At 69.4% G+C, this 15868-nt stretch carries 11 protein-coding genes; 6 read left to right on the top strand and 5 right to left on the bottom strand.

Annotated elements, in window-relative coordinates; translation table 11 throughout:
- Positions 1–65 precede the first annotated feature (65 nt).
- Entirely contained in the window at positions 66–2417 is a 2352-nt protein-coding gene (locus ACZ6O0_RS43480; RefSeq protein WP_465770982.1) for a sulfatase-like hydrolase/transferase, read from the bottom strand.
- 343 nt (positions 2418–2760) lie between these two features.
- Here ACZ6O0_RS43480 and ACZ6O0_RS43475 point away from each other — a divergent pair, with 343 nt between their 5' ends.
- Entirely contained in the window at positions 2761–3618 is an 858-nt protein-coding gene (locus ACZ6O0_RS43475) for a GNAT family N-acetyltransferase (RefSeq protein ID WP_465770981.1), read from the top strand.
- Between the two features lie 24 nt (positions 3619–3642).
- On the opposite strand, the gene ACZ6O0_RS43470 is transcribed toward ACZ6O0_RS43475, so the two are convergent.
- Positions 3643–4572: an NAD-dependent epimerase/dehydratase family protein gene (locus ACZ6O0_RS43470; protein WP_465770980.1), complete on the bottom strand. Its 930-nt coding sequence runs from the start codon at positions 4570–4572 to the stop codon at positions 3643–3645.
- A 106-nt stretch (positions 4573–4678) separates the two neighbouring features.
- Positions 4679–7471, bottom strand: a complete 2793-nt coding sequence (locus tag ACZ6O0_RS43465; protein ID WP_465770979.1) for a helix-turn-helix transcriptional regulator — start codon at positions 7469–7471, stop codon at positions 4679–4681.
- A 134-nt stretch (positions 7472–7605) separates the two neighbouring features.
- Here ACZ6O0_RS43465 and ACZ6O0_RS43460 point away from each other — a divergent pair, with 134 nt between their 5' ends.
- The 4 genes from ACZ6O0_RS43460 (at position 7606) to ACZ6O0_RS43445 (ending at position 13256) form a co-directional block, all read left to right on the top strand.
- Positions 7606–8688 (top strand): alpha/beta fold hydrolase, encoded by a 1083-nt coding sequence (locus tag ACZ6O0_RS43460; protein ID WP_465770978.1) that lies wholly within the window; start codon positions 7606–7608, stop codon positions 8686–8688.
- Between the two features lie 72 nt (positions 8689–8760).
- On the top strand, positions 8761–11529 hold the full coding sequence (locus ACZ6O0_RS43455; protein ID WP_465770977.1) for an AAA family ATPase: 2769 nt from the start codon (positions 8761–8763) through the stop codon (positions 11527–11529).
- Positions 11530–11598: 69 nt separating this feature from the next.
- The gene (locus ACZ6O0_RS43450; RefSeq protein ID WP_465770976.1) at positions 11599–12594 is read left to right on the top strand and encodes an SLAC1 family transporter; all 996 of its coding nucleotides are present in this window, start codon (positions 11599–11601) and stop codon (positions 12592–12594) included.
- Positions 12591–13256, top strand: coding sequence for a hypothetical protein (locus ACZ6O0_RS43445; RefSeq protein WP_465770975.1), 666 nt, complete (start codon positions 12591–12593; stop codon positions 13254–13256). The genes ACZ6O0_RS43450 and ACZ6O0_RS43445 overlap by 4 nt, the downstream gene beginning before the upstream one ends.
- Before the next feature lie 8 nt (positions 13257–13264).
- On the opposite strand, the gene ACZ6O0_RS43440 is transcribed toward ACZ6O0_RS43445, so the two are convergent.
- Both ACZ6O0_RS43440 and ACZ6O0_RS43435 read right to left on the bottom strand, forming a co-directional pair.
- Complete coding sequence (locus tag ACZ6O0_RS43440) at positions 13265–14461, bottom strand: epoxide hydrolase family protein (RefSeq protein WP_465770974.1); 1197 nt, start codon at positions 14459–14461, stop codon at positions 13265–13267.
- A gap of 116 nt (positions 14462–14577) precedes the next feature.
- Positions 14578–15138 carry a DJ-1/PfpI family protein gene (locus tag ACZ6O0_RS43435; RefSeq protein WP_465770973.1) on the bottom strand — a complete coding sequence of 187 codons (561 nt, stop codon included), beginning with the start codon at positions 15136–15138 and terminating at the stop codon, positions 14578–14580.
- A gap of 120 nt (positions 15139–15258) precedes the next feature.
- Here ACZ6O0_RS43435 and ACZ6O0_RS43430 point away from each other — a divergent pair, with 120 nt between their 5' ends.
- Positions 15259–15864, top strand: coding sequence for a hypothetical protein (locus ACZ6O0_RS43430; protein WP_465770972.1), 606 nt, complete (start codon positions 15259–15261; stop codon positions 15862–15864).
- The last annotated feature ends 4 nt before the right edge of the window (positions 15865–15868 follow it).

Below are 15868 nucleotides of genomic sequence, written 5' to 3'. Positions count from 1 at the left end.
ATCGCATCGCCGCCCCCGAACCGGCCGCCGAGGACCAGCACAGCTACGGCTCGGCCGCATCGCCTCTACTGTCGTGCCATGTGGGCTTGGAGTTCGGACTCGGGGTCGTCGATGAGGTCGCCGCTGACGTCCACCGTCACCTTGTGGAGGACGCCGGTGAACTTGAACGGGCTCTGGTAGTCCGGTGTGACCGGAGAGCCGACGTTGTAGCCGACGGAGAGTGCCCCGGGGTTCAGTACGAACGGCGTCGTCACCGGCGCGTCCGCGGCGCCGACGAGCTTCCCGTCGATGTACAGCTGCAGGTGTCCGGCCGCGCCCCGTCCGCTCGGAAGATCGGGCTTTCCGGTCGGTTCGAATTCGAAGCGAAGCTCGTGCTCGCCGACCGGCACCTGTTCGGACGAGGAGACCCGGAAGATGTCCCGACTCACCCAGTTGTGGACGTAGTGCAGCTTCCTGTCCTTGATGTACAGGGAATAGCCACCGGCCGCGCTGCCCTGACTGAGCAGAACTCCCTCGGCACCGGCCTCGGGAATCTCGACGTACGCCGTGATGCTGTGCGGCCGATTGAGGACGCGTGGGCCTGCGAAGAACGGGACCGGCTGAGTGCCCGGCCGCAGTGTGTATTGATCGCGCGGAGGTGCGATCTGCGGCTTCTCGGAGATCAGCCGCGCCAGGCCGCTTCCGTCGATCGGCAGTACGCCGTACTTCCCGGCCTCGGCGTACCAGGTCGAGATCAACGCGATGAGCCGATCCCTGTTGTCAGCGGCCACGTTGTTGGTCTCCGCGGGATCCTCGGCCACGTGGTACAGCTCCCAGCCGGACACGTCGAGCTCGGACAGCCTCGTTGCGCTGATCGGCTGGCCGAAGCCGACCCCGGCTTCAGCGAACGACGGCCCTGGCCAGGGGCAGACCGCCCGCCACCCGTCGTGGTCGATCGCCCGGTGGCCCAGCATCTCGAAGTACTGGGTGTGATGCCTGCTGGCGGCCGCGGGGTCGTCCAGCGTATGGGCGAAACTCACGCCGTGGAGTGCTGACTGTGTGACTCCGCGGATTGTCGCGGGCGCGTCCGTACCCAGCAGGTCCAGGACGGTGGGGACCATGTCGATGAGGTGTGCGTACTGATCGCGGACCTCGCCTCTCGCCTTGACGCCGGCCGGCCAGGCGAGGATGAACGGGTCGCAGGACCCGCCGCGGTACGTTTCCCGCTTCCAGCGCCGGAACGGCGTGTTGCCCGCCCAGGTCCACCCCCACGGATAGTGGTTGAAGTGTTTGGGGCCACCGATCTCGTCGATGACCCGGAGGCTGTCCTCGAGCGACTCCGGGGCGTTGTTGAAGAACTGCGACTCGTTCGTGGTCCCGGTCGCACCGCCCTCGGCGCTCGCCCCGTTGTCCGAGATCACCATCACGATCGTGTTGTCCAGCTCGCCTTGCTCACGCAGGAAGTCGAGCAGCCGGCCGAGATGGTGGTCGGTGTGGCTGAGGAAACCCGCGAACACCTCCATCATGCGACTGAACAACCTGCGCGCATCCGGCGGCAGTGACTCCCACTCCGGTACGTCGGGATCGTGCCGGGACAACTGTGCGTCGGCGGGCATGATGCCCAGCTTCTTCTGTTCTTCGAACACCTTCTCCCGGTAGGCGTCCCAGCCGTCGTCGAAGACGCCGGCGTACTTGTCGACCCACTCCTTCGGCGCATGGTGTGGCGCGTGCGTGGCCCCGAAGCACAGATGCAGATAGAACGGCTTGCCCGGGTCGATCTGCTTGGAATCCGCGATGAAATCGATCGACTTGTCGATCAGGTCCTCGGTCAGGTGATAGCCCTGCTCCGGCGTGCGAGGCGGCTCGATGGCGTGGTTGTCGTACACGAGGTCTGGATACCACTGGCTCGTGTCACCGCCGAGGAAGCCGTAGAAGCGCTCGAAACCGCGCCCCAGCGGCCAGCGGCTGAACGGGCCGGCCGCGGTCTCCTGGTTCGAAGGGGTCAAGTGCCACTTGCCGACCATGAACGTGCTGTAGCCCTGCTCCACCAGCATCTCGGACAGCAGCCCGTTCTCGAACGGGATGACACCGTTGTAGCCGGGGAACCCCGTCGCGAGCTCGGTGATCGCCGCCATCCCGTTGCTGTGATGGTTCCGCCCGGTGACGATGCAGGACCGGCTGGGTGAGCACAGCGCGGTGGTGTGCATGTTGGTGAACCGCAGCCCGGCCGCGGCCAAGCTGTCGAAGTTCGGTGTTGCGATCGGACCGCCATAGCAGCTGAGCTGACCGAACCCGGTGTCGTCCAGCACCACGAACAACACATTCGGGGTGCCTTTCGCGGCCCGCGTCGGAGCCGGCCAGGCCGGACTGGACTCGTCGGTCGTTCGTCCCACGACGCCACTGAACGGACGTCCCGATGGATACTCCTCGATCGCCATCACGGTCTCCCCTCGACGCACAACGACACAGCGCTCAGCGGTCACCTCCGCGCCCGACCCTCGCCGGCGTGCCCCACGAACGCTCGTCGCCCCCGCCCGCCAAATCATCCCCCGCCGCGGATGAGCCTTCCCACGCCTCCGACATCGCCTGTCCGCCTCATCCTCAGCGGATGAGGTGAGCTCAGCCGTGATCATGGTCTGTCAGCGTCCCACGGAGCCGTGACGGAGCAGGTATTCGCCCACAGCAACTTTGGTCGGCCACGCCAGTGTCGGACGCGGCTTGTAACGTTTCGCGTCCTTCGTGACACGAATCGGGCAACGGCCTGGATCTGTGAGGAGAGTTATGAGGATCGGACGGACAGCCCTGTTCTGCGACGGTGAGTTGGCGGAGCGGATCGAGCGGGTCGAGGCGCGGCTCATCGAAGCCACCGCCCTCGCCGCCCACCGCCGCCTTGGCGACGGCCGGGGCTTCGTGATCCCGGTCGCGGGTGGACTGGCGAGCTTCGCCGACGACGACTCGCCGTTCAACAAGGTCGTCGGGCTCGGATTCGCCGGGGTACCGACTCCCGACGAGCTCGACGAGATCGAGCACGCGTACGCCGCTGTCGGCGCGCCCGTACAGGTCGAGCTCCCGCACCTCGCCGACCCCGCGATCGGCCTCGCCCTCAGCCGGCGTGGATACCGGTTGGAGTCGTTCGAGAACGTGCTCGGCATCGCTGTCGAGGACAAGTACGACGTCACGCTGCCGGACGGGATCGAGATCCGGCCGAGTGGTGACGGAGAGCTCGACGTGTGGCTGAACGTGATGGCCGACGCGGTCGCCGTACCCGACACCCAGGGAGTCCCGTGGCGCGAGGAGTTTCCGCGCGACACCTACATCGAGGCCGAGCGCGACGCCGCCGCGGCCGGCATCACCCGCTATCTCGCCGTGCTGAACGGCGAACTCGCGGGCGGAGCCGGGCTCCGCACAACAGAAGGCGTCGCCCAGTTCGCCGGCGCCGCAACGCTCCCGGCGCACCGCCGTCACGGCATCCAGTCCGCTCTCCTGTCCACCCGCCTCGCCGATGCCGCCACGGCCGGCTGCGACGTCGGTGTGATCACCACCCAACCGGCCTCGAAGTCCCAGCAGAACGCCCAACGCAGCGGCTTCGACCTTCTCTACACCCGAGCCGTCCTGGTGAAGCACCTCGTCCGCTCCTGACCGCGGCCGACGTACTGCGACTCGTCAGGCGAAGACGCGGCGGAATCCGTCGCGCCAGGACGGGTACTCGAGCGTCCAGCCGAGCTCTCTCTTGGCCTTGGTGTTGACGGCTGGGGGAAGTTGGGTGCCGTAGTACACGGCTTGTTCGCCGATCGTGCGGGCGGCCTCCTCCGGGGAGATCTGCCGCGGCAGCGGTGCGTCCAGGATGCCTGCGAGGTACGGCAGCCACTCGGCTTGGGCGGCGGGCTCGTCGTCCATGACGTTGTAGACCCCGGGACTGCCATGGTCGACCGCTCGCACGGTGGCCGAGACGGCGTCGCCGACGTGAAGCAACGGGTACCGGCCGGCGCCGTCGCCGACGATCGGCAGTTCACCCGCGAGGACCGCCCTGGCGATATCTCCGCCGGGCCCGATGGCGGTGCCGAGACCGTAGAGGAAGCCGAGGCGAAGGACGAGGCCCTCGATCTCCGGATCGCCCAGCACCAGTTCCTCGGCCGCGATGTTCGCCCGGATGTGGCTGCCGATCGGTCCCGGAGCGTCGACGTACACCGGTGACGACTCGTCCGTGGGGCCCGAGCCCGGCATGGTCATGAAGCTCGCGCTCTGCGCCACGACACGACGACTTCCGGCCTCGCCGGCGGCGCTCATCAGTGTCTTCGTGCCCTCGCTCCGCAGCCGGTTGGTCACCTCCAACCATCTCCCGTAGTCAGCGGACGGCGCCGCCAGCGCGGTCATCAGATTGACGATCACCTCCGGCTCGGCCTCGACGATCGCGTGCCGGACCGCCGCCGCGTCGAGTCCGTCCATCAGCACCGGCCGGGCTCCGAGGGCGGCCACGATCGGGAGGTTGGCAGACCGCTGGGTCGTGGCCGACACCTGATGACCGAGGACGACCAGCGCATCGACGAGCGGCCGGCCCAGGACCCCTGTCCCCCCTGCGACGAAGACTCGCATGGCCCCTCCTTCGGTAGGTGACGTCGTCAGCGTGACTCACCGCAGTCACGCTCGCGCCCCGGACAGTCCCTGGTCCGGCCACTGGCCGCCCAGGGGCAAGGGGAACTCAGAGAACGTTCGCGGCCTGGAGGGCGTCGCGGAGGTGCTTGCGCGCGCTGACCCCCAGCTTCGTGAACACCTTCCGCATGTGCCATTCCACCGTCCGCGGGCTGATGAACAGCTCGGCGCCGATCTCGGGGTTCGACAGGCCCTGGGTCGCGAGCCGGGCGATGTGCAGCTCCTGCGCGGTGAGGCCGTGACTCGTGTCGACCGTCCGCTTACGCGCCGTCTCGCCGGTGGCGGCGAGCTCCCGGCGAGCCCGCTCGGCGAAGGCATCCATCCCGATCGCCGTCGCCTGGTCGTGGGCCGCCCGCAGCCGTTCCCGTGCCTCGACCCGCCGGCCCTCGCGTCGCAACCATTCGCCGTACAGAAGCCGGGCACGGACCAGCTCGGTCCGCACGGTCGTCCGGCCCAGCCGGTCGATCGCCTCCCGATAGAGGTCCTCGGCCTCCGTGCCCTCCCGCAGTTGGGCACCGGAGCGCGCCGCGACGCCCAGCGCCCAGTCGGTGCCGCTGGCCTGCGTCATCTCGGTGAGCTGCTCGAACGCGGCTGCCGCGGTCGAACGGTCGCCGGCCCGCACAGCTGCCTCGACCAGCTCGACCAGTCCCCAGTTCGACACCCCGATCTCGGCCGGGAAAGCGGCGGCCTCGCGGGCGGCGTCCCTCGCCTCGGAGTAGCGGCTCAATCCGTTGCACAGCAGGGCTTTCGCCCAGTTGGTGAGCGATACGCCGATCCCCTCGCCGCGGGCCGCGACATCCCGCATCGAGTCCGCGATCAGCGGTGCCGCCTGTTCCTCATGGCCACGGAAGGCAGCCAGACCGATAGCGGCGTACGGCGTGAGACTGCTTTCGGCGGCCTCGGAGACTGCTCTGATCTCCTCGACCGCTCCAGCCGCCGCGGTCAGCTCGCCGGTGAAGAGGTCGACGAAGACGCGCGTGTTCAAGGCCAGTGGCAATGCGCTCAGCGCCCTGGCCTCCCGGACGATCCGCAGGTGCCGGCTGGTCAGCCGGTCCCACGCACGCTCGTCCCACAGGTCCGAGGCCACGACGGCCGCCAGCCACATGAACCGAACGCCCTCCTCCATGGTCAGTTCCTTGCCGCCGAAGGCCTGCGTCGCCTGTCGGAGCAGCGGCGCCGCGGTGGCGTAGCCGTCGGCGAACAGAACGGCCACACCCTGCAGGAGTACGTCGCCCCGGCGCAGGTGGTCCGCCGACGCCAACGCGCCGCGAGCAGCCTCTGCCACCTCCAGCGGTCCCGGTCCGGAGGCCAATCGTCCGGCGAACAACGCGGCGGTCAACGCATCCACATAGCTGTCGAGGGCCAGGTCGGCGTCGAGCGGTTCCAGTTGGCGCGCGGCGGCGAGCAGCAACGGCAGAGCCTCGTTGCCGCGGCTGGACGCGAAGCCGATCTGAGCCTGCAGTACGTCGACGCGCGCACGTTGCAGGGCGCTGAGCGGTCCGTGCTCAACCACAGTCAGCAGGTTCAACGCGTCGTCGAAGGTGCCGGCGTGAAGCATCGCCTGGGCCGCGTCGAGTTGGCGCTGCGCGCGGTCGACAGGGTTCGGTGTCAGCATGGCCGCACGCTCGAGGAACGCGGCTGCCGCGGCCACCCCGCCCTGGGCCAGCGCACGGTCGGCGGAGTCCTCGAGTTCCGCGGCGACGGCCTCGTCGGGACCCGTGGCCGCGTGAGCGCGGTGCCAGGCACGTCTGTCCGGGTCCAGGTCAGGATCCGTCGCATCCGCGAGCGCGCGATGTACGACCTGGCGATCCTGCGCATCCGCGGACCAGTATGCGACCGACCGCACCAGCGGGTGCCGGAAGTGCACCGTCTCGCCCAACTCGATCAGTCCGGCCTTCTCCGCCGGGCCAACCGCGTTCACGTCGAACCCGGCCGCCTCTGCCGCGCGCCACAGCAGACCGAGGTCGCCGAGTGGTTCGGCCGCCGCGGTGAGCAGCAGCCGCCGCGACTCGTCCGGCAGCGGCTCCAACTGGCGCCGGAATCCCTCCTCCATCCGGCTGGTCAGTGTCCGCGACTGAGCGACCTCCGGACCGAACGTCATCTCGGTCGCGGTCAGCCAGCGCGGCAACTCCAGCAAAGCCAGTGGATTCCCGTGCGCCTCGTCCAGGATCCGATGCCGGACCCGATCGTCCAACGGCCCTCGTACGGACGCCTCGAGCAAGCTACCGGCGTCCGGTTCCGCCAAACCGCCGATCGTCAACTGCGGTAGTCCGGCCCAGCGCTGGTGATCCTCACTCGTTCGTACGGCGATGACCAGTACGACGGCCTCGGCCGCCAACCGGCGTACCACGAAGGAGATGGCGTGCACGGAGGCCTGGTCCAGCCATTGCGCGTCGTCGACCAGGCAGAGGAGTGGTTGCCGCCTCGCGCTCTCGGAGAGCAGCGTCAACGCGGCGAGGCCGATCAGGAAGCGGTCCGGCGGTGATCCGGCCCGCAGTCCGAACGCCGTGCCGAGGGCATCCGCCTGCGGCTGCGGCAATCGGTCGAGCCTGTCCAGCAAGGGCTCGCACAACTGGTGCAGACCGGCGTACGCGAGCTCCATCTGCGACTCGACGCCCGCGACCCGCACGATCCGGCTCCCGCCGGCGGCGCCCGCCAGGTACTCGAGCAGGGCCGTCTTCCCGATCCCCGGTTCGCCCCGGAGCACCAGCACCGCGCTGCGGCCCGATCGGGCGGCCTGGACCAGACCGGTCAGCGTCTCGCACTCGCTGCGCCGGCCATGCAGTCCTGGCCATCGACTCTGCGGCCCCGGCGACACGGCTCCTCCATCGGCTCGCTCCACCGTGCCATCCCGCCCGCAACCGTGCAACGGGCCAACCAGTGAGGGCACCAGGGGAACGCACTGGTGCCTGGAACAGCCAGCTCGGTCAGGCTCGGTGAGGTCGAGAAAACTGTCCCCTGCAAAGGAGTTTCGCGATGAACAGCTCGCCCTCGGAACGGACCGACAGACCTGAGGTCGACGTGTCGGCGCACCCGTTCTCCCGCCGCGGCTTCGTCCGCACTGCCGCGGCCGCGACCGGACTCTCCATGGTCGGCGGCTGGGCGTCGTCGACCGCCTCCGCGGCCCCCACGGGAGTGCCGGACGGCTTCGGCTCGGTCACCACCGCTCCCCGGCTCCCCACCGGATTCACCAAGACCTTCCGGAGCCGCTTCGTCCAGGCCAACGGCATTCAGCAGCATGTCGTCGTCGGTGGCGACGGCCCGCCACTCCTGCTGATCCATGGTTGGCCGGAGAACTGGTACGCCTGGCGCTTCATGATGCCGGCGCTGGCCCGCGACTTCACCGTCATCGCGGTCGACCAGCGTGGGATCGGGCTGTCCGAGAAGACCAAGGGCGGGTACGACGCGGGCACGCTCGGCGACGACCTGGCCGCGCTGATGACCAAGCTCGGCCACCAGCGGTTCGCCGTCGCCGGCCACGACACCGGCTACATCATCGGCTACGCGCTGGCCGCCGACCACCGCGACCGGGTCGACCGCCTGGTCGTCGCGGAGATCCCCGGGCCACCCGGAGTGGTCGACCCGAACAACCCACCGCCGCCGTTGTTCATCCCCGAGTTCCTCAACAACAGGCTCTGGCACATTCCGTTCAACCGGGTCGACGACGAGCTCATCGTGGACATGGTCAAGAGCAACGCGAACGCCTACTACCGCTACGAGTACTCGATCCAGGGTGGCGGGGCGACGCTGCCGGACTACGCCATCGACTACTACGTGAAGCTGTACACGCGCGACCGGACCACCCTGCGCGCCAGCTTCGGCCTCTACCGTGCCTGGGACGCCACGCTGGAGCAGAACGGTCTGCGCCAGAACGACAAGCTGACGATTCCCGTGCTGGGGATCGGCGGCGCGAACAGCTGGGGTCCCGCGGCAGCCGGAGGGATCGCACCCGCCGCGGTCGACGTGCAGTCCCTGGTGATCCCCGGTGCCGGCCACTGGGTCGCGGAGCAGGCGCCCGCGGCGATGATCCAGGCGCTGAGCACTTTCCTGGCTCCCTGACCGGTGGCAAGGTACACAGAACGACCCCGCCGCCCATCACCCAGGAGTCGTGATCGTCCGGGATGGTGAGCGATGGCCGGGTTGGAAGGTTTGCGGGGGCGAGCGAGTGAGTGCGAGGTACTGAGCAACCTCGTGACGTCGGCGCAGGCCGGCCACAGCCAGGTGCTGGTCCTGCGCGGTGAAGCCGGCATCGGGAAGACGGCGCTGCTCCAGTACCTGCTCGACCATGCCGCGGACTGCCGGGTGACCCGTGCGTACGGCGTGGAGTCGGAGATGGAGCTCGCCTTCGCCAGCCTGCACCAGCTCTGCGCTCCGTTCCTCAACCGTGCGGACGCACTGCCGGCACCGCAGAGCGACGCGCTGGCCACCACGTTCGGCCTGCGGCCGGGAAACCCACCGGACCTCTTCGTGCTCGGCCTCGCCGTACTGACGCTGCTGTCCAACGCAGCCGAGGAGCAGCCGCTGGTCTGTGTGATCGATGACGCTCAGTGGCTCGACCATGCCTCCGCGCAGACGCTCGAGTTCGTCGCGCGCAGGCTCAGGGCCGAACGAGTCGCGATGGTGTTCGCCGTCCGGACGACGGATCAGCAGCCGAAGCTGACCGGGCTGCCGGAGCTCGTGCTGCCGGGACTGCCCCAGCGAGACGCGACCGCACTGCTGGACTCGGCGATGGTCGGCCGGCTGGACGACCGGGTCCGCAGTCAGGTCCTGGCCGAGGCTCACGGCAACCCGCTGGCTCTGCTCGAACTGCCTCGCCACCTCTCCCCCACCGAGCTGACGTTCGGACCGGCCGGCAACGCCAACCTGGTCAGCCGCCTGGAGGAGGGGTTCCTGCGCCAGCTCGACGTACTCCCCCTGGAGTCCCGCCGGCTCTTCCTGCTCGCGGCCGCCGAGCCCGTCGGAGATGTCGACCTGCTGCGACGCGCAGCGCAGCGGCTCGGCATCGGGCACGTCGCGACGCACGCAGCCGACAGTGCCGGTCTGCTCGAACTGCGCCACCGGGTCGAGTTCCGCCATCCCTTGGTGCGATCGGCGGTCTACCGGGCGGCGACCGTACCGGAACGGCGCATCGCCCACCAGGCGCTCGCGGACGTGACGGATCCGGACAGGGATCCGGACCGCCGTGCCTGGCACCGCGCCCGCGCGGCGGACGGACCGGACGAAAGCGTCGCCGCCGAGCTCGAGCAGTCGGCCGACCGCGCTCAACGGCGGGGCGGACTCGCGGCCGCGGCCGCATTCCTGGAAGCGGCCGCACGGCTGACACCCGATCCGGCCCGCCGGGCCCAGCGGTCGCTGACGGCCGCCCAGGCGAAGGCGGCCTCGGGCGCCTTCGAGGACGCACTCGCCCTGCTGGCCACGGCGCAGGCCGGACCGCTCGACGAGGCTGCGGGCGCGCGAGTGCAGCTTCAGTACGCCCAGATCTCGCACTACTCCCACCACGGCAACAAGGCGATGCCGCTGCTCCTGGACGCCGCGCGCCGGCTGGAAGCGACCGATCCGAAACTGGCTCGCGAGACCTACCTCGATGCGCTCGCCGCAGCCATGTTCGCCGGCCGTCTGGCCTCTGGGCCTGACACCGGGATGCAGCAGGTGGCCGAGGCGATGCGCCGGGTGGAGCTGCCCGTGGCGGCGACCAAGCCGGATCTGCTCCTCCAGGACATCGCTGTGTTGTACACCGATGGGTACGCGGTGGCCGCGCCCGATCTGCTCGCTGTCGTGGGAGCCTTCGGCCGCGACGAGCTGACGATGGACGAGGCCGTCCGTTTTGCCTGGCTGGCCGCGTGTGCGGCGACAGATCTCTGGGACGACGCCAACTGGGGTGTCCTCACACGGCGGCACCTGGACGCGATCCGGGACATCGGCGCACTCAGCGTGCTGCCCGTGGCCCTCAACAGCCGGATCATCTACGACCTCTACAGCGGTGACCTGGCCGAGGCCGAATCCCTGGTCGCGGAGGCCGAGTGGATCGCCGAAGTGACCGGTGGCGCGAACGCGATGATCCCGTACGGCGAGGTGAGCCTGAACGCCGTCCGTGGTCGTGCGTCGCTGGCGGAGGCCCAGTTCACCAAGATCCTCAACGACATCAGCGTGCGCGGCGAAGGCGTCGGGCTGAACATGGTCAGCTGGTTCCGGGCGATCCTGTTCAACGGCCTCGGCCGGTACGACGAGGCGCTGGCGGCCGCCCGGACCGGTGCGGAATCGCCGATGGAGCTCGGGCCGCCCAAGTGGGCGCTGGCCGAGTTGGTCGAGGCCGGCGTACACAGCAGGAACACCGACGAGGCGAGGGATGCGCTCGCGCAGCTCTCGTCGTTCGCCCGGGCCAGCGGCACAGAGGCGGCGCTCGGCGTACTGGCGGGACGCACTGCGCTGCTGCGCTCCGGACGTGCCGCGGAAGACTGCTACCGGGAAGAGGGCGAGCGACTCGGGTCCACCACGCTGCGGGTCGAGCACGCGCGGGCACAGCTGCGGTACGGCGAATGGCTGCTGCGCGAGGACCGTCGCAAGGATGCTCGCGTCCAGCTGCGGACGGCGTACGAAACCCTGAGCGCACTCGGCATCGACGGGTTCGCCGAACGCGCCCGGAAGGGCCTCACCACGGCAGGGGACTCCGTCCTCAAACAAACCATCGCGACCCCCGCGGCCTTGACCACCCAGGAAGCCCACATCGCCAGACTCGTCGCGGACGGTCTGACGAACCCCGAGATCGGCGCGATCCTCTTCATCAGCCCGCGCACCGTCGAATGGCATCTCCGCAAGGTGTTCTCCAAGCTCGGCGTCACCACCCGCCGCCAACTCCGCCAGGCACTACCCGCCACCACTCGAACCACCACACGCAACTGAGCGCGACCAGGGTCCCTGCCAGGGTGCCGCCCTGGTTCGACGCGGGAGCCGAACGGCGAGCGTGGACCCATGAGCGCTACGTCTACGACTCCTGTTGCCGGAACCGCCGGCGTTTCGGCCCGGGCACTGCCGATCGCACTGTTCTCGATCCCTCTGGGCCTTGCCGGGCTGGGCGGTGCCTGGCAGGCCGCGGCGGACCTGCTGGGGGCTTCGAGCGTGCCGGCGGACGTTGCGTATGCGGCCTCCGCCGTCGTCTGGACGACGTTCACGGTGATCTACGTGGTCGGCGCCGTACGCCATGACTCCGGCAGGTTCGGCGTCGATCTGCGGAACCCGCTGTTCGGTCCGCTGACCGCCTACATCCCGGTGATCGCGATCTTGCTGATCGCGCACTACGCGCCCAGCCTCGGCGGGGCCGCGCGGTGGCTGACCTACGCCGCCGTGGCCGCGCTGGCGATCAACGCCGCGGCGCTGGTCGCGCACTGGCTGAATGCTCCGCTGGACGAGGACGCGTTGCATCCGGGCTATTTCCTGCCGGTCGTCGCGGGACCGTTCATCGCGGCCATCGGGCTGGCCATGGTGGCGGAGAACGCGGCAGCCGTCGCGGTGTTCGGCGTCGGCGTCTACTTCTGGCTGCTGCTCGGGTCCGTCATCACCGGTCGGCTCTTCTTCGGCACTCCGCTGCCCCAGCCGTTCAAGCCGGTCCTGTCCATCCTGCTCTCGCCGCCTGGTACAGCGAGCTTGGCGTGGTTCGCGATCAAGCACGGGGAGATCGACCAACTGCAAGCCGCGATCGGTGGCATCACCTTGTTCACCCTACTGATCCAGCTGTTCTTCCTGGCCGACTACCTGCGCCTGCCGTTCAGCTCCCAGCACTGGGTCTTCACCTTCCCCCTCGCGGTGCTGGGCAACATCGGAGTCCGCTGGGCAGCCGGCCTCGGCTTCACCGGCTGGAAGCCCGTCGCCTGGACGATCCTCACCATCTCCACCGCAACCATCCTGGCCATCCTCGCGGGCACCCTGCGCGAACTGGCGCACAAACTGCACGGAGGCAGATCAGCATGATGCCCGAAACGTCGCTCGACGGACTGGACACTGTCAGCAAACCCCACGCCCAGTTCCTCGCCACCGAACACTGGAGCTTGCTCGCCACCCGCGGCATGACCTGGAGCGAGATCTTCAGCCGGACCAACACCTACCTGACCGTCCTGTCGGCCACCACCATCGCGCTGTCGCTGGTAGCCAACGCAAGCGGCTTCGGGCAGAACTTCCTGACGTTCGCACTGCTCGTGCTCCCCGTGACGCTGCTGATCGGCGTGGGGACCTACTTCCGGCTCATCGAGGCTGACGTCGAGGACTCGTGGCTGGTGATCGGCATGAACCGGCTTCGCCACGCCTACCTGGAGCTCGCACCGGAGCTCGAGCCGTACTTCGTCGCGAGCCACCACGACGACCCACCAGGAATCCTGACCACCTACAGCTTCCGCAGCCGGGTCGGCCTCTCCCACTGGCTGTCAGGCTCACCCGTCGTCGTCGGCATCATCGACTCCGTGGTCTTCGGAGTGCTGGCCGGGGTGATCTGCGAGGCGGCCGGCGCCGGTGCTGTGCTGCGCACAGTCATCGGCGCCGTGACCGCCGCTGTGGCCGCGGCCCTCCTCGGGTATGTGGGCTACCGCAAGGTCCGTGAGGTCACCCACGACTACCATCCACGTTTCCCCCGAGCCTGACCGCCGTGTCAGCGCAGTGAGCGGAAGGCGGCTCGTACTTCGGCGGAGAAGAGAGCCGGCTCCTCCCAGGCGGCGAAGTGGCCGCCCTTCTCGACCCTGTTGAAGTAGGCGAGGCCGGGGTAGACGGTCTCGGCCCAGGAGCGCGGAGCGGCCCAGATCTCGCCGGGGAACGTCGAGAAGCCGACGGGGACCCTGACCGGCGGAGGAGCCTGGCCGGCGACCGCGGCGAGGAACTGGCCGAACTCCCAGTACCAGCGGGCGGCCGAGGTGCCGGTGCCCGTGAGCCAGTACAGCGTGATGTTGTCGACGATGCTCTCCCGGGTGAGGTTGCCCACGGGCTCACCGTCGACGAACGCGCGGGAGATCTTGTAGTAGCTGTCCGTGTCGTGGTCGAGCAACCAGGCCGCCAGCCCGACGGGCGAGTCCAGCAGCGAGTAGCCGATCGTCTGCGGCCGGGTGGACTGCTCCAGGAAGTAGCCGAAGCCGTCCGTGGTGAACGTCTTGAGTGCGGCGTGCGCCGTACGTTCCTCCTCGGACTCCGACGGCAGCAGATCGACGATGCCCAGCGCCGTCGCGAGCAGGTTGACGTGGATACCGGCCAGCCCGGCGGGCGCGTGCCGGCCCATCGCGTCCGTGACCGCGGCACCCACGTCGCCGCCCTGCGCCACGTAGCGGGTGTAGCCGAGGCGATCCATCAGCGTCGCCCACGCCTGCGCGATCCGGCCGTTCTCCCAGCCGAGCTCGGTCGGCTGGCCGGAGAAGCCGTACCCGGGCAGGGACGGCAGCACCAGGTGGAACGCGTCCTCGGCCGTCCCGCCGTGAGCGGTCGGGTCGGTGAGTGGGCCGATGGTGTCGAGCAGCTCGAGGACCGAGCCCGGCCAGCCGTGCGTCATGATCAGCGGCAGCGCGTTCTCATGGGGCGATCTGACGTGGATGAAGTGGATCTCGACCCCGTCGATCTCGGTGGTGAACTGCGGGAGCGCGTTCAGTCTGGCCTCGCACGCGCGCCAGTCGTACTCGCTCGTCCAGTAGCGGGCGAGCGCTTGCAGCGTCGCCTGCTGCACGCCCTGTGACCGGTCGGCGACGAGTTCCTTGGTCGGCCAGCGCGTCGCGGCGACGCGCCGGCGCAGGTCGTCGAGCTGCTCCTGCGGGATGTCGACCTGGAACGACCGGATGCCGGTCGCGGTGTCCATGGTGGTGCTCATGACGCCTCCTTGGCGCAGCGGATGATGAGACCACCAAGCCTGGTGGTCTTCTCCGCAGGTCGCGCCCGTCGAAGGCCCTGGTCTGCTCGCGGGTCACCTCGGCCCGCGTCGCAGGACTACGCCGGTGCGTGCTCCTTCAGGATCGTCATGAAGGCGCGCATCCAGGCCGGGTGGTCCGGCCACGCCCGCCCGGAGACGACGTTGCCGTCGACGACCGCATCGCCGTCGACCCACTCCGCTCCCCCGGCGCGGATGTCCAGCGCCAGCGCCGGGTACGCCGAGGTCTTGCGGCCGTTCAGTACGCCGGCGGCCGCGGGGACGAGCGGTCCGTGACAGAGCTGGGCGACCGGTTTCGACTCGCCGTAGAAGTGCTTCACGATCCGCTGGCAGTCCGCGTCGTTACGGATGTACTCCGGTGCGCGCCCGCCCGGAATCACCACGGCGACGTAGTCGGACGGGTCCACGTCGGCGAACGCGACGTCGGCCTGCCAGGTGTGCCCGGGCTTCTCGGTGTAGGTGTCGAACCCGTCCACGAAGTCGTGCACCACGAACTGCAGCTTCTTCACCGCGGGCGCGGCGATGTCGACGTCGTACCCTTCCTCGAGAAGTCGCTGGTAGGGGTAGAAGACCTCCAGGTCCTCCGCCGCGTCACCGGTGAGAATCAGCACCTTCGCCATCACGCCATCTCCTTCGCCTCCGGGCCCACTCGCCAGCCTGCTCCGCGGCCCGGACTCGGTCAAGACCGACTCCGCCGGGTCGGAATGCGACGCTTCGCCGCGTCAGGCACCATGGAGGCCGTGAGCACGCCCAACCCGCGCCGGCCGATCATGCCGGGCAACAAGTTGTTCGAGTCGCTGCCCGGTGCCGCCGACCCGGCCGCCGTGACCGAGGTCGCGCACCGGACGGCCGAGCTGCTCGTGCGCGGCGTCCGCAACTCCGAGGACGCCGAGGTGCACGCGCGGGTGGTCAAGCTCGCCGACGACTACGGCCTGGACGAGCTCGCCGAGCTGTGGTCCGACGCGCCGGCCGACTCGTTGCCGGGCTCCTTGTGGCGGCTGTACCTGCTGCGCTCCTGGGTGCACTCCAACGCCGAGGAGGTGTCCCGCGAGTTCGCGACCGGACGCAAGTACGCCGAGGTGCACGCGGTGGTCGCGGGCGTCGCCGAGCCGCCGGGACCGGCCGAGGTGCGGGACATGGTCGACGCCGTACTGCGCGGTGTCGCGACCGGTGATTTCGCCGTGACGCTGGACCGGGCGGCCGCGTTCGCCCGCATCGTCGCGACCGGCCGGGCGCACCTCGCCGACGACGGTCACGACCGGGTGCTGTCGGCCTCGAAACTCGTCGAGATGGCGGATCAGTTGCAGGCGTCGGCCCGCTCCGAACGCGCCGGGCAACTCTGGTAGTTGC

The sequence above is a fragment of the Kribbella sp. NPDC048837 genome, from assembly GCF_055586945.1.
This window is presented reverse-complemented; position numbering and strand designations above follow the sequence as displayed.

Coding starts and splice junctions, on each gene's coding strand:
- ACZ6O0_RS43480 (WP_465770982.1), bottom strand. CDS start 2,417: ATGGCGATCGAGGAGTATCCATCGGGACGTCCGTTCAGTGGCGTCGTG.
- ACZ6O0_RS43475 (WP_465770981.1), top strand. CDS start 2,761: ATGAGGATCGGACGGACAGCCCTGTTCTGCGACGGTGAGTTGGCGGAG.
- ACZ6O0_RS43470 (WP_465770980.1), bottom strand. CDS start 4,572: ATGCGAGTCTTCGTCGCAGGGGGGACAGGGGTCCTGGGCCGGCCGCTC.
- ACZ6O0_RS43460 (WP_465770978.1), top strand. CDS start 7,606: ATGAACAGCTCGCCCTCGGAACGGACCGACAGACCTGAGGTCGACGTG.
- ACZ6O0_RS43455 (WP_465770977.1), top strand. CDS start 8,761: ATGGCCGGGTTGGAAGGTTTGCGGGGGCGAGCGAGTGAGTGCGAGGTA.
- ACZ6O0_RS43450 (WP_465770976.1), top strand. CDS start 11,599: ATGAGCGCTACGTCTACGACTCCTGTTGCCGGAACCGCCGGCGTTTCG.
- ACZ6O0_RS43445 (WP_465770975.1), top strand. CDS start 12,591: ATGATGCCCGAAACGTCGCTCGACGGACTGGACACTGTCAGCAAACCC.
- ACZ6O0_RS43440 (WP_465770974.1), bottom strand. CDS start 14,461: ATGAGCACCACCATGGACACCGCGACCGGCATCCGGTCGTTCCAGGTC.
- ACZ6O0_RS43435 (WP_465770973.1), bottom strand. CDS start 15,138: ATGGCGAAGGTGCTGATTCTCACCGGTGACGCGGCGGAGGACCTGGAG.